This is a genomic window from Chelativorans salis (genome assembly GCF_025336525.1).
In the GTDB taxonomy this organism is placed as follows: domain Bacteria; phylum Pseudomonadota; class Alphaproteobacteria; order Rhizobiales; family Rhizobiaceae; genus Chelativorans; species Chelativorans salis.
Window position 1 is genome coordinate 1118332 of the sequence record NZ_JAOCZP010000001.1, and the last position, 12952, is coordinate 1131283.

Genomic DNA, 12952 nt, shown 5'->3' on the forward strand with positions numbered 1-12952 from the left:
CCCTTCAAAAAACGCGGATTTAGCTCTGCTTGGCCATTTACCTACCGCAAATGTAGCCTTATGCACCCGTGTTCGGCAAAACTCCACAAGAAGCCGACATGGGAGGGAGCGGAGGAGCATGGCGGGAATGGACAAGACGGAGAGACAGGGCCCCTCGGTGAGCCCGCAGGAGGCGCTGGATTTCCACGCCTCGGGCCGACCGGGCAAACTGGAGATCAACCCGACCAAGCCGATGGCCACGCAGCGGGACCTCTCGCTTGCCTATTCGCCGGGCGTTGCCGTGCCCGTGAAGGCGATCGCAGAGGACCCGAGCCGGGCTTTCGACTATACGACGCGCGGCAACCTGGTGGCGGTGATTTCCAACGGGACGGCGATCCTCGGGCTCGGCAATCTCGGGGCGCTGGCGTCGAAGCCGGTGATGGAGGGCAAGGCGGTGCTGTTCAAGCGCTTCGCCGATGTCGATTCCATCGATCTGGAGGTGGAGACGGAGGATGCGGAGGAGTTCGTCAACTGCGTGAAGCTGCTCGGCCCCTCTTTTGGTGGCATCAACCTGGAAGACATCAAGGCGCCGGAGTGCTTCATCATCGAAAGCCGCCTGCGCGAACTGATGGACATCCCCGTCTTCCATGACGACCAGCATGGCACGGCCATCATCGCTATGGCCGGGCTCATCAACGCGCTCGACCTGACGGGGCGCGACCTTAAGACGACGAAGCTCGTCTGCAACGGGGCGGGTTCGGCCGGCATCGCCTGCATCGAACTGGCCAAGGCGATGGGTTTTGCGCCGGAGAACGTGCTTTTGTGCGACACGAAAGGCGTCGTCTACAAGGGCCGCCAAGAGGGCATGAACCAGTGGAAGTCGGCCCACGCGGTGGAGACCGACAAGCGCACGCTGGCAGAGGCGCTTGATGGCGCGGATGTGGTTTTCGGCCTTTCGGTCAAGGGCGCGCTGACGCCGGCCATGGTGCAGTCCATGGCGAAGAACCCGATCATCTTTGCGATGGCCAACCCGGACCCGGAGATCACACCGGAAGAGGTGGCGGAGATCCGCACCGATGCCATCATGGCGACCGGGCGCTCGGACTACCCGAACCAGGTCAACAACGTGCTGGGCTTTCCCTATATCTTCCGCGGCGCGCTGGACGTCAGGGCGACAACCATCAACGAGGAGATGAAGGTGGCGGCGGCGGAAGCCCTGGCGGCACTGGCGCGTCAGGACGTGCCGGACGACGTGGCGGCGGCCTATCAAGGCAACCGGCCGAAATATGGGCCGAACTACATCATCCCCGTGCCCTTCGATCCGCGGCTGATCTCGGCCGTGCCGGTGGCTGTCGCCAAGGCGGCGATGGATACGGGCGTAGCGCGGCGGCCGATCCTCGACATGGAGAAATACGCCAACGAGCTTTCCGCCCGGCGCGACCCCATCGCCTCGACGCTTCAGCGCATCCACGACCGCGTGCGCCGCCAGCCAAAGCGCGTGGTCTTCGCCGAGGGCGAGGAGGAGCAGGTGATGCGGGCGGCCGTCTCCTACGTGAACCAGAAGCTCGGGACGGCCATCCTTCTCGGCCGCGAGGAGCAGATGCAGGAGACGGCGCGCAACGCCGGCGTCGACCTTTCGAGGCCCGGCATTGAGCTCATCAACGCCCGGCTGTCGCGGCGCAACGGCATCTACGCCCACCATCTCTACGAGCGGATGCAGCGCAAGGGGTATCTCTTCCGTGACTGCCAGCGGCTCATCAACAACGACCGCAACCATTTCGCCGCCTGCATGCTGGCGCTAGGGGATGCCGATGCGGTTGTGACGGGCGTGACGCGCAACTATTCCACCGCGCTCGACGACATCCGCCGCATCATCGATGCGAGGCCCGGCCACCGGGTCATCGGCGTGTCGATTGCACTGTGCCGCGGGCGCACGGTGCTGGTGGCCGATACGGCGGTCCACGACATGCCGACCTCGGAGGAACTGGCGGACATCGCCGAGGAGGCAGCTGGCATGGCGCGGCGCATGGGATACGAGCCGCGCGTGGCCATGCTCGCCTATTCCACCTTCGGCCACCCGCCGGGCGAGCGCTCGGCCAAGGTGCAGGAGGCGGTGCGCATCCTCGACAAGCGGCGCGTCGACTTCGAGTATGACGGCGAGATGGCGGCGGACGTGGCGCTCAATCCGCAACTGATGCAGCAGTATCCCTTCTGCCGCCTGTCGGGACCGGCGAACGTCCTGGTGATGCCGGCGTTCCACTCGGCCTCGATCTCCACCAAGATGCTGCAGGAGCTGGGCGGCTCGACGGTGATTGGGCCACTTCTGGTGGGCCTCAACAAGCCGGTGCAGATCGTGTCGCTGAACGCCAAGGATTCCGACATCGTCAACATGGCGGCGATCGCGGCCTACAGCGCCGGGCAGTAGGGATCAGCTGCCGGAAGTGCTTTCCCGTTCGCGATCCAGGGCGGCGACGAGGCGCTTCGGCGCCTGCATGCGCCAGGCGCGCTCCAGCCGGTGGCGAAGCTCGTCGGGCGCTATGTGGTGGATGCGTATGAGGATGGCTGGCCAGCCCCTATAGTGGTCGGTCTCGTAGAAGATTTCGGGCGCTGCGGAAAGGAGCATCTCCTTTTCCTCCAGCGGACACATGAGGACGACCGTCTCGGCATCCTTCACCCGGACGAGGGATTTCTTGCGCACCTTCAACGAAGGTGTGCCGAACCACGTGCTTTCTTCTACCTCGGGCAGGCCGGCGGCTGCAGCTCGCAGCCGCTCAAAGGCCTTGCCCCAGGCGCCCTCACTCAACCGTTCGCCGCCTGCACGGCGCGCTTGGCCATGACCGCGACGAGATTGGCGCGGTATTCGGCGGAGGCGTGGATGTCCGTCATCAGGCTATCAGCCGGGATGGTGATGCCGTCGAGGGCGGAGGCATCGAAGGAGGAGGCCAGCGCCTGCTCGATCGGGTCGGCGCGGAAGACGCCGTTCTCGCCGGCACCCGTGACGGCGGCGCGCACGCCGTCCGCACGCTTGGCCACGAAGACGCCGGTCAGCGCATAGCGCGACGCGGGGTTGGGGAACTTGGCGTAGCCCGCCTTCTCCGGAAGCGTGAAGGAGACGGCGGTGATGATCTCGTCATCCTCGAGCGCGGTCTCGAACAGATCGACGAAGAAATCGTCGGCGGAAATCTCACGCTTGTTGGTGTGCACGGTGGCATTGAGTGCCAGAAGGGCGGCCGGATAGTCCGCCGCGGGATCGTTGTTGGCGATGGAGCCGCCGATGGTTCCCATGTGGCGCACATGCGGGTCACCGATATGGGTGGCAAGGTGCGAGATCGCCGGGCAGGCCTTGGCGAGTGCTTTGTCCTCGGCCACCTCCGCATGGGTGGCGGCGGCACCGATCTTCACCTTGTCGCCGGAGATTTCGATGCCCTTGAGATCGGCGATGTGACGCAGGTCAACAAGATCGGACGGGGCGGCGAGGCGCTGCTTCATGGTGGGGATGAGCGTCTGCCCGCCGGCGACATATTTGCCGTCGTCGGCATCGTTCAACAGCTTCACCGCCTCGGAAAGGGAGGAGGCGCGGTGGTAGGTGGTCTGGTGCATTGGGTTCTCCTCTTCGGGGTGAGTGAGTAGTGAGTAGTGAGGTAGTGAATAGCGGGGGCATAAGCCGAACGTCAGGTGCTTGACGGAGCGAAGGCTATTCCAGCTTTCGCGGCGATAGGCGCCGGCCCACTACTCACTATTCACTACTCACTATTTCACTGACTTGCCTTCATCGCCGCCCACACCTTCTGCGGTGTTGCGGGCATGCTCAGATCGTTGTTGCCGATCGCGTCCGTGATCGCGTTGATGATCGCCGGCGGCGAGCCGATGGCGCCGGCCTCGCCGCACCCCTTGACGCCGAGCGGGTTGCCGGGGCACGGGGTGTTGGTGGTCGACACCTGGAAGGACGGCAGGTCGCCAGCGCGCGGCATGGTGTAGTCCATGTAGGATGCGGTGACGAGCTGGCCCGAGGTCGGATCGTAATGGCAGCCTTCCAGAAGCGCCTGGCCGATACCCTGCGCCAGCCCGCCATGCACCTGCCCTTCGACGATCAGCGGGTTGATGATGTTGCCGAAATCATCGGCGGCCACGAATTGCACGATCTCGGTGTGCCCGGTCTCCGGGTCCACCTCGACTTCGGCGATGTAGCAGCCGGCGGGGAAGGTGAAGTTGGTCGGGTCGTAGAAGGCACCTTCCTTCAGGCCAGGCTCCATGCCCTCCGGCAGATTGTGTGCCGTGTAGGCGGCGAGCGCTACCTGGAACCAAGGCAGGGTGCGGTCGGTGCCGGCGACCTTTGCCTCGCCGTTTTCGATGACGATGTCGCTCTCATCAGCCTCCAGAAGGTGGGCGGCAATCTTCTTCGCCTTGGCCTCGACCTTGTCGAGCGCCTTGACGATGGCGCTGGCGCCGACTGCGCCCGAACGCGAGCCGTAGGTGCCCATGCCCATCTGCACCTTGTCCGTGTCGCCATGGACGATGGAGACCTGCTCGAGCGGCACGCCGAAGCGGGAGGCCACCACCTGGGCGAAGGTGGTCTCGTGGCCCTGGCCGTGGCTGTGCGAGCCTGTCAGCACCTCGATGGTGCCGGCGGCGTTTACCCGCACTTCGGCCGACTCCCAGAGCCCCACGCCGGCGCCGAGGCTGCCGACCGCCTGGGACGGCGCGATGCCGCAGGCTTCGATGTAGCAGCTCATGCCGATGCCGCGCAGCTTGCCCCTTTTCTTCGCCTCGTCGCGGCGGGTGGGAAAGCCGGCATAGTTTGCCTCGCGCATGGCCGCATCCAGCGAGGCCTCGTAGTCGCCCGCGTCGTAGTTCATGATGACGGGGGTCTGGTAGGGAAATTCGCGGATGAAGTTCTTGCGGCGCAGCTCGGCCGGCGACACGCCCAGCTCGCGCGCCGCCGTCTCCACGACGCGCTCAAGCACATAGGTCGCCTCCGGCCGGCCGGCGCCGCGATAGGCGTCGACGGGGGTGGTGTTGGTGTAGACGGCGCGCACATTGCAGTGGATCTTCGGGATGACGTACTGGCCCGAAAGCAGCGTCGCATAGAGGTAGGTCGGCACGGCCGATGAGAACAGCGACATGTAGCCGCCGAAATTGGCGATGGTGTCGACCTTCAGCCCGACGATGCGGTTGTCCCGGTCGAAACCGAGCGAGACCTCCGTGACATGGTCGCGGCCGTGGGCGTCGGTGAGGAAGCTCTCGGTGCGGTCGGCGACCCACTTTACCGGCACGCCCGTCCGCTTTGACGCCCAGAGGCAGATAATCTCTTCCGGGTAGACATAGATCTTCGAGCCGAAGCCGCCGCCGACATCGGGTGCGATGACACGCAGCTTGTTTTCCGGCGCCACGTTGTAGAACGCGCTCATGACGAGGCGGGCCACATGCGGGTTCTGGCTGGTGGTCCACAGGGTGAAGTGATCCTCGGCCTTGTCGTAGTGGCCGAGGGCGGCGCGCGGCTCCATGGCATTGGGCACGAGACGATTGTTGACGAGCTTCATGCGCGTCACATGAGCCGCGCCATCGAGCGCCTGGTCGACGGCAGAGGCCTCGCCGATCTCCCAGTCGTAGATGAGGTTGTTCTCAGCCTCGGGGTGGAGCTGCGGCGCACCCTTCTCCAATGCCTTGACCGCGTCAGTGACGGCTGGCATCTCCTCGTAGGCAATCTCGACCGCCTCGGCGGCATCGCGCGCCTGGCCCCTGGTTTCAGCCACCACGACGGCAACCGCCTCGCCCACGTAGCGCACGCGATCGGTCGCCAGCGCCGACCAGGCGCCCATCTTCATCGGCGTGCCGTCCTTAGAATTGATCATCCAACCGCAGATCAGGTTGCCGATGCCGTCATCCTTCAGCTGGGCGCCCGTCAAGACGCCGATGACGCCGGGCATGGCCATGGCTGCCTCGGTGTCGATCTTCTTGATCGCCGCGTGCGCATACGGGCTGCGCACGAAGATGGCGTGTTTCATGCCGGGCACCACCATGTCGTCCACATAGCGGCCGAGGCCGGTGATAAACCGCTTGTCTTCCTTGCGTACGACCCGCGCTCCGATGCCTTCGATACCCATCGCTTCCTCCTCCGTCGGAATGAGTGAGTAGGGAAGTAGTGAATGGTGAGTAGTGAACGGTCCGGAGGGAAAGCCTACGCTCTCACGAATTTTCGATATGCCGATGTGTGCCGCTGTCCCTACTCACTACTCTCTATTTCACTACTTTCTATTCGCTCCGCACACTCTCCTCACGCCGCCTTCGCTTTGCCGCTCATCGCCTCGGAGGCGGCCAGCACCGCCTTGACAATGTTATGGTAGCCGGTGCAGCGGCAGATATTGCCCTCCAGCTCCGCGCGCACGGTCTTTTCGTCGAGGCCTTGCGGATGGCGGCGGATCATGTCGGCCGCGGCCATGATCATGCCGGGCGTGCAGAAGCCGCACTGCAGGCCGTGATGCTCCTTAAAGGCGGCCTGCACGGGGTGCAATTCGCCGCCCTCGGCGAGACCCTCGATGGTCAGCACATCCGAACCCGAAGCCTGGGCGGCCAGCATGGAGCAGGACTTGACCGCCTTGCCGTCGAGGTGGACGACGCAGGCGCCGCACTGCGAGGTGTCGCAGCCGACATGGGTGCCGGTCAGGCCCTGGTTCTCACGCAGGAAATGGACCAGCAACGTGCGGTCCTCCACCGTGCCTGTCACCTTGCGGCCGTTCACCGTCATCGAAATTTCCGCCATGGGTCCCTCCTCAGGTCGGTCGTTGCCGTGATGCATCTGCCCACCCGGGATGGTGGGTCATGCCGACAGCTTAACGCAGGTTGCGGGAGAGTCCATGGCCATTCGGAGGGCCAGGGAGCCATCTTGCAAAGCGGCGCAAGATCACTTGATCTTCGCCGGCGATGCGAGTATCAGGCGTCACGCATGGGATGCCGGCGCCAGCCGGCCTTAGCCGCTTTAGCTCAGTTGGTAGAGCATCGCATTCGTAATGCGGAGGTCGTCAGTTCGAGTCTGACAAGCGGCACCATCCTGCGCCTTCGGCCTCGGGCGGCGAGCTACGCCAACGCCCGACAGCCCTCTCCTCCCCCTCGAATCTGTCGTCTCCGCCGCATGGACCTTGCGGCTTTCCAGGCGCAACTTTACTCGGCGTCATCATCGGGAACGGCAATTTTATTGCCCGCGCCGGCTCAGCGTGGTGCGCTTGTTGCTGCTTTCCGTTTACACAGGAATCTGTTTGACGTGCGCGTCATTTCGATGCCTAATCGGGCCTCCAACCAGGGTCGTTACGCGCGTTGCCTTCGGCAATATCCAGCCATGCTGTGTCGAACCGAAAGGGGGGAAGGAAGAACGTTCGATCTGTATTTTCGACTGACGGGCGTCACGCAAATTTCTCTTCCAGATGGGCTGCGCTCGCGACCGAGCCAAATCAATAAACAATCGCAAAATGCGAAAAGATGGGAGTATTGAGTATGTTGAAACTTGCAGTCATCCGGCCGCTCCTGGCCGGCGCGTTGGCGGCTGCGGGCGTGGCCGCCGGGGCAAACATGGCGCTGGCCGAGACGACCTATGTGCGCGGCAACGACGGCGATCCAGAGACGCTGGACCAGCACAAGACCTCGACCGTGGTCGAGGCGCATCTGTTGCGCGACCTCTATGAGGGGCTGGTGGTTTACGACAACAAGGCCAATGTCATTCCCGGCGTAGCCGAGAGCTGGGACGTCTCCGACGACGGCCTGACCTACACCTTCAAGCTGCGCGAAGACGCCAACTGGTCGAACGGCGAGCCGGTGACGGCGGAGGACTTCATCTTCTCCCTGCAGCGCATCATGACCCCGGAGACAGCCGCCAAATACGCCAACATTCTCTATCCCATCAAGAACGCGGAGAAGATCAACAAGGGCGAAGCCGAGCCTGAGACGCTGGGCGCGCGAGCCGTTGACGACAAGACGCTGGAGATCACGCTCGAGCAACAGACGCCCTATTTCATCGAACTGCTCACCCACCAGACCGGGCTGCCGGTCAACAAGGCGGCCGTCGAGGAACACGGCACCGATTTCGTAAAGCCCGAGAACATCGTCACGAACGGCGCCTACACGCTCGTCTCGTTTACGCCTGGCGATAAGATCGTCATGGAGAAGAATGCGGAGTTCCACGATGCGGAGAACGTCTCCATCGACCGCATTGAATGGCTGCCCATCGAGGACCGCGCGTCCTGCGTGCGCCGCTTCGAGGCCGGCGAGGTGCATAGCTGCTCGGACCTGCCCACCGAGCAGCTCGCCTCGCTCAAGGAGCGGCTCGGAGAGCAGGTGCGGATCGCGCCCTATCTCGGCACCTACTATTTCGCCTTCAACACGGAGAAAGAGCCGCTCGACGACGTGCGCGTGCGCCAGGCGCTTTCCATGGTGGTCGATCGCGAGTTCCTGGCCGACGAGATCTGGGCCGGCGCCATGCTGCCCGCCTATTCTCTTGTACCGCCCGGCATCGGCAACTACGAGGGCGGCGGCGCAACGGTGGATTGGGCGGACATGTCGCCGCTCGACCGTGAGGACCGTGCCATCGAGCTGATGAAGGAGGCCGGCGTCGGTCCCGACAACCCGATCACGCTGGAGATTTCCTACAACAGCTCGGAAAACCACAAGAACACCTCGACGGCCATCGCCGACATGTGGAAGCCGCTTGGTGTCAACGTCACTTACCGGGTGCAGGACCTGTCGGCGCACTACGCGATGCTGCGCGACACCAGCGACTACCAAGTGGCGCGCGCCGGCTGGATCGGCGACTTTTCCGATCCGCAGAACTTCCTGTTCCTGGTCGAGAGCGACAACACCGGGTTCAACTACGCCAAATACAAGAACCCCGAATATGATGCGCTGATGGAGCAGGCGGCGGCCGAGGGCGACCTTGAGAAGCGCGCCGAGATCCTGCGCCAGGCGGAGGCGATGTTCCTGGAGGATCAGCCCTTCATGCCGCTGCTCTTCTATTCGTCTCTCTCTCTGGTCTCGCCCAAGCTCGAAGGCTGGGAAGACAATATCCAGAACGTGCACGGCACGCGCTGGATGAGCCTTTCCGAGTAACAGTGTGCGTCCGGGGCCGCATCCCGGCCCCGGACGTCCAGCCAGAGAGTGACGAGCCATGCTTGGCTATGTCGTGCGCCGCCTTCTGGGGGCGATCCCGACCTTATTCATCATCATCACGCTTGCCTTCTTCCTCATGCGGATCGCCCCCGGCGGGCCTTTCGACCAGGAACGCGCGCTCGAGGCGAAGGTGCTGGAGAACCTGAACCGGGTCTTCCACCTCGACCGACCTGTGTGGGAACAGTATCTCTACTATCTCGGCAACCTGGCGCGCGGCGATCTGGGCCCGAGCTTCATCTACCGCGATTTTTCCGTGCAGCAACTGCTTGCCAACGGGCTGCCGGTGTCGATCCAGCTCGGCGGCATGGCGCTGCTCGTGGCTCTGCTGGCGGGATCCGTGCTCGGCACGATCGCCGCACTCAGGCAGAACTCGTGGATAGACTACAGCGTAACGGCCGTGGCGACATTCGGCATCACGGTGCCCAACTTCGTGGTGGCGCCGCTCTTGTCGCTGATCTTCGGCGTTTGGCTCAGCATGCTGCCGGCCGGCGGCTGGGGTGGCGGCAGCCCGCAGAACATGGTGCTGCCCGTGATCACCCTGGCGCTGCCGCAAGTGGCGATCGTCGCCCGCCTCATCCGCGGCTCGATGATCGAGGCGCTGCGCTCCGACCACGTGCGCACGGCGCGCGCCTATGGCCTCCCGGCGCGCATGATCGTCGGCGTGCACGCGCTGCGCGCTGCCTGCCTGCCCGCGGTCTCCTATCTGGGGCCGGCGGCGGCGGCACTTCTGACCGGCTCCGTGGTGGTGGAGACGATCTTCGGCCTTCCGGGTATCGGCCGCTACTTCGTGCAAGGGGCGCTCAACCGCGACTACACGCTTGTGATGGGCACCGTCATCATCATCGCCGTCTTCGTGGTGATCTTCAATCTGATCGTCGACCTGCTTTACGCGGCGCTCGACCCAAGGGTGCGCTATGACTGATGTTGCCACCAACACACCCGAGGCCGTTGTCGGCGAAGGCGTCAAAGGCCGCTCGCTCTGGGCCACCGCCTTCATGCGGCTGCGCCGCAACAAGGCGGCGATGGCGAGCCTCCTGATCCTCATCGTCTTCATCTTCGCCGGCCTGTTCGGGCCGATGCTGGCGCCGCATCACTACGCCAACGTCTATCCGAACTTCGTCAAGGTGCCGGCGAGCCTGGAGGCCTATCCGCGCGAGGACGAGATCCTGCCGGCGGCCGAAAGCGTGGTGGCGCGTATGCGGCTCGATATCGATGCGCTGGAAATCGCCGGCGGGACGCTGCGCGTGGAGGCATCCTCAAGCCGTGAGATTGACCCGCGCGTGACGCGCTATCTCGACCGCTCGGACCTGTTCTCCAACGCCCGCGTCGTCGAGCAGAGTGCGGACGGGCGGCACATGATCATGGAAGCTGACGTGCACCGGCTGCGCTTCATTTTCGGCACGGACGCCAACGGGCGCGATCTCTTCGCGCGCGTGCTCATCTCGATCCGCATCTCGCTGATGATCGGTGCGCTGGCGACGGGCGTGGCGCTCGTCATCGGCGTCGCCTGGGGGGCAACGGCAGGCTTCCTCGGTGGGCGCATAGACAACATGATGATGCGGGTGGTCGACATCCTCTACGCGCTGCCCTTCACCTTCTTCGCCATCCTGCTGGTGGTCTTCTTCGGCCGCAATATCGTGCTGATGTTCATCGCCGTGGGCGCGGTGGAATGGCTCGACATGGCGCGTATCGTGCGTGGGCAGACAATATCGCTCAGACGGCGCGAGTTCGTGCAGGCGGCCGAGGCGCTGGGGGTGAGTTCCGGCGGCATCCTGCGCCGCCACATCATCCCCAATACGCTGGGGCCGGTGATCATCTACATGACGCTGCTCGTGCCCAAGGTGATCCTTCTGGAAAGCTTCCTTTCCTTCCTCGGGCTCGGCGTGCAGGAACCGCTGACGAGCCTGGGCGTGCTGATCGCCGAAGGCGCGCGGAACATGCGCGGTGCGGCCTACATGCTGCTTTATCCCTCGCTGGCGCTGACGCTGCTTCTCTTCGCTCTCAACTTCCTGGGCGACGGGCTGCGCGACGCGCTCGACCCGAAGGACCGCTGAGATGGAAAAGATGGCGGAAACGATCTTCGATATACGCGGCATACGCGTCACCTTCGACACGCCGGACGGTGCGGTCGAGGCGGTGCGCGGGGTCGATATGCACGTGAAGGCCGGTGAGACGGTGGCCGTGGTGGGCGAATCGGGCTCGGGAAAGAGCCAGATCATGATGGCGGCGATGGGGCTTCTGGCCTCCAACGGCCGGGCTGAAGGCTCTGTCACCTATCGCGGGCAGGAACTGGTGGGCCTGCCGCGGGAGAAGCTCAACCGCATCCGCGGCGCCAAGATCACCATGATCTTTCAGGAGCCGATGACCTCGCTCGACCCGCTCTACACCATCGAACGGCAGATATCGGAACCTCTGCGCGTACACGGCGGACTGTCGGCCGCCGCAGCGCGAAAGCGGGCGCTGGAGCTTTTGAAGCTCGTCCACATTCCCGACCCGGAGCGGCGGCTAAAATCCTATCCGCACGAATTGTCGGGAGGGCAGCGTCAGCGCGTGATGATCGCCATGGCGCTCGCCAACGATCCGGACCTGCTGATCGCCGACGAGCCGACGACAGCGCTCGATGTGACGATCCAGGCCGAAATCCTGGGGCTCCTGGCCGAATTGCAGCGCAAGCTCGGCATGGCGATCCTCTTCATCACCCATGACCTGACCATCGTCGAGGCATTCGCCGATAGGGTTTATGTGATGCAGCACGGCAAGGTGGTGGAGGAAGGGGCGACGGAGCAGATCTTCAACCGCCCGGCCCAAGACTACACGAAAATGCTCCTGGCGGCGGAGCCGGAGGGACACAAGCCGCCGGTGCCAAAGAGCGCGCCCATCCTGCTCGATGCCCACAAGGTATCGGTCACCTTCTCCGCCAGGGGCGGACTGTTCTCCGCCGGCTTTGCGCTGAAGGCAGTGCAGGACGTTACGCTGAGCCTCAGGGCCGGCCAGACGGTGGGGATCGTCGGCGAGTCGGGTTCGGGAAAATCGACGCTAGGCCGGGCGCTGCTGCAACTCCTGCCGTCGGAGGGCCGTGTCGTCTATCAGGGCGTGCCCATCCAGGGCTTCAGCCGCGCGGCCATGCGGCCGTACCGGCGGAATCTACAGATGGTGTTCCAGGACCCCTACGGATCTTTGAGCCCGCGCATGACAGTGGGCGAGATCATCACGGAAGGGCTTCTGGTGCACGAACCCGGGCTTTCGGCGGGCCAGCGCGTGGAGCAGGCGATGGAGGCACTCAAGGAGGTGGGGCTGGACCCGGCCATGCGCAACCGCTTCCCGCATGAGTTCTCCGGCGGACAGCGCCAGCGCATCGCGATCGCCCGCGCCGTGGTGCTGAAACCGACGGTGATCGTTCTGGACGAACCGACCTCTGCGCTCGACCGGTCGGTACAGAAGCAGATCATCACGCTCCTGCGGCGCATCCAGCAAAGCCACAACCTGTCCTTCATCTTCATCAGCCACGACCTTGCTGTCGTGAAGGCGCTGGCCGACTACACCATCGTCATGAAGTCCGGGCAGGTGGTGGAAGAGGGCCTGACAGACGAGGTCTTCGAGCGTCCCCGGAGCGATTACACGCGTGATCTCATGGAAGCGGCCTTTGACCTGAAGAGCGTTCTGAACCGGCAGGCGGAGGCGCGTGTCTAGGCGATGTGCCGCCCACTAAAAGCCGGCTAATCGATCAGAAAAGCTTCTATCGCAAAATTAACGGTTTGACTCAAAGTCATGTCCGTTTAACGTTTAGGCAGAAGTTTGGGGGAACAAGGAGGGGCGCTTG

Annotated in this window: 9 protein-coding genes and 1 tRNA gene; 6 read left to right on the top strand and 4 right to left on the bottom strand. The window is 64.1% G+C overall.

The features are described from left to right. Positions 1-118 precede the first annotated feature (118 nt). Positions 119-2404, top strand: a complete 2286-nt coding sequence (locus N5A92_RS05250; RefSeq protein ID WP_260900833.1) for an NADP-dependent malic enzyme — start codon at positions 119-121, stop codon at positions 2402-2404. A gap of 3 nt (positions 2405-2407) precedes the next feature. On the opposite strand, the gene N5A92_RS05255 is transcribed toward N5A92_RS05250, so the two are convergent. From N5A92_RS05255 to N5A92_RS05270, 4 genes are all read right to left on the bottom strand, one after another. Beyond that, entirely contained in the window at positions 2408-2782 is a 375-nt protein-coding gene (locus N5A92_RS05255; RefSeq protein WP_260900834.1) for an MmcQ/YjbR family DNA-binding protein, read from the bottom strand. After that, entirely contained in the window at positions 2779-3579 is an 801-nt protein-coding gene (locus tag N5A92_RS05260; RefSeq protein ID WP_260900835.1) for an FAD binding domain-containing protein, read from the bottom strand. The genes N5A92_RS05255 and N5A92_RS05260 overlap by 4 nt, the downstream gene beginning before the upstream one ends. A 155-nt stretch (positions 3580-3734) precedes the next feature. Continuing rightward, complete coding sequence (locus tag N5A92_RS05265; protein WP_260900837.1) at positions 3735-6083, bottom strand: xanthine dehydrogenase family protein molybdopterin-binding subunit; 2349 nt, start codon at positions 6081-6083, stop codon at positions 3735-3737. Positions 6084-6253: 170 nt separating this feature from the next. Next, positions 6254-6739, bottom strand: coding sequence for a (2Fe-2S)-binding protein (locus N5A92_RS05270; protein WP_260900838.1), 486 nt, complete (start codon positions 6737-6739; stop codon positions 6254-6256). Between the two features lie 210 nt (positions 6740-6949). Between N5A92_RS05270 and N5A92_RS05275 the strand changes: the two genes are divergently transcribed. From N5A92_RS05275 to N5A92_RS05295, 5 genes are all read left to right on the top strand, one after another. Then, a tRNA-Thr gene (locus N5A92_RS05275) sits at positions 6950-7025 on the top strand. A 442-nt stretch (positions 7026-7467) separates the two neighbouring features. Continuing rightward, on the top strand, positions 7468-9072 hold the full coding sequence (locus N5A92_RS05280) for a peptide ABC transporter substrate-binding protein (RefSeq protein WP_260900839.1): 1605 nt from the start codon (positions 7468-7470) through the stop codon (positions 9070-9072). A 58-nt stretch (positions 9073-9130) separates the two neighbouring features. After that, entirely contained in the window at positions 9131-10054 is a 924-nt protein-coding gene (gene oppB, locus N5A92_RS05285) for an oligopeptide ABC transporter permease OppB (RefSeq protein WP_260900840.1), read from the top strand. Further along, positions 10047-11186 (top strand): ABC transporter permease, encoded by a 1140-nt coding sequence (locus N5A92_RS05290; RefSeq protein WP_260900841.1) that lies wholly within the window; start codon positions 10047-10049, stop codon positions 11184-11186. The genes oppB and N5A92_RS05290 overlap by 8 nt, the downstream gene beginning before the upstream one ends. A 1-nt stretch (position 11187) precedes the next feature. Further along, on the top strand, positions 11188-12822 hold the full coding sequence (locus tag N5A92_RS05295; RefSeq protein WP_260900842.1) for an ABC transporter ATP-binding protein: 1635 nt from the start codon (positions 11188-11190) through the stop codon (positions 12820-12822). The last annotated feature ends 130 nt before the right edge of the window (positions 12823-12952 follow it).

Coding starts and splice junctions, on each gene's coding strand:
- oppB (WP_260900840.1), top strand. CDS start 9,131: ATGCTTGGCTATGTCGTGCGCCGCCTTCTGGGGGCGATCCCGACCTTA.
- N5A92_RS05295 (WP_260900842.1), top strand. CDS start 11,188: ATGGAAAAGATGGCGGAAACGATCTTCGATATACGCGGCATACGCGTC.
- N5A92_RS05250 (WP_260900833.1), top strand. CDS start 119: ATGGCGGGAATGGACAAGACGGAGAGACAGGGCCCCTCGGTGAGCCCG.
- N5A92_RS05280 (WP_260900839.1), top strand. CDS start 7,468: ATGTTGAAACTTGCAGTCATCCGGCCGCTCCTGGCCGGCGCGTTGGCG.
- N5A92_RS05265 (WP_260900837.1), bottom strand. CDS start 6,083: ATGGGTATCGAAGGCATCGGAGCGCGGGTCGTACGCAAGGAAGACAAG.
- N5A92_RS05290 (WP_260900841.1), top strand. CDS start 10,047: ATGACTGATGTTGCCACCAACACACCCGAGGCCGTTGTCGGCGAAGGC.
- N5A92_RS05260 (WP_260900835.1), bottom strand. CDS start 3,579: ATGCACCAGACCACCTACCACCGCGCCTCCTCCCTTTCCGAGGCGGTG.
- N5A92_RS05270 (WP_260900838.1), bottom strand. CDS start 6,739: ATGGCGGAAATTTCGATGACGGTGAACGGCCGCAAGGTGACAGGCACG.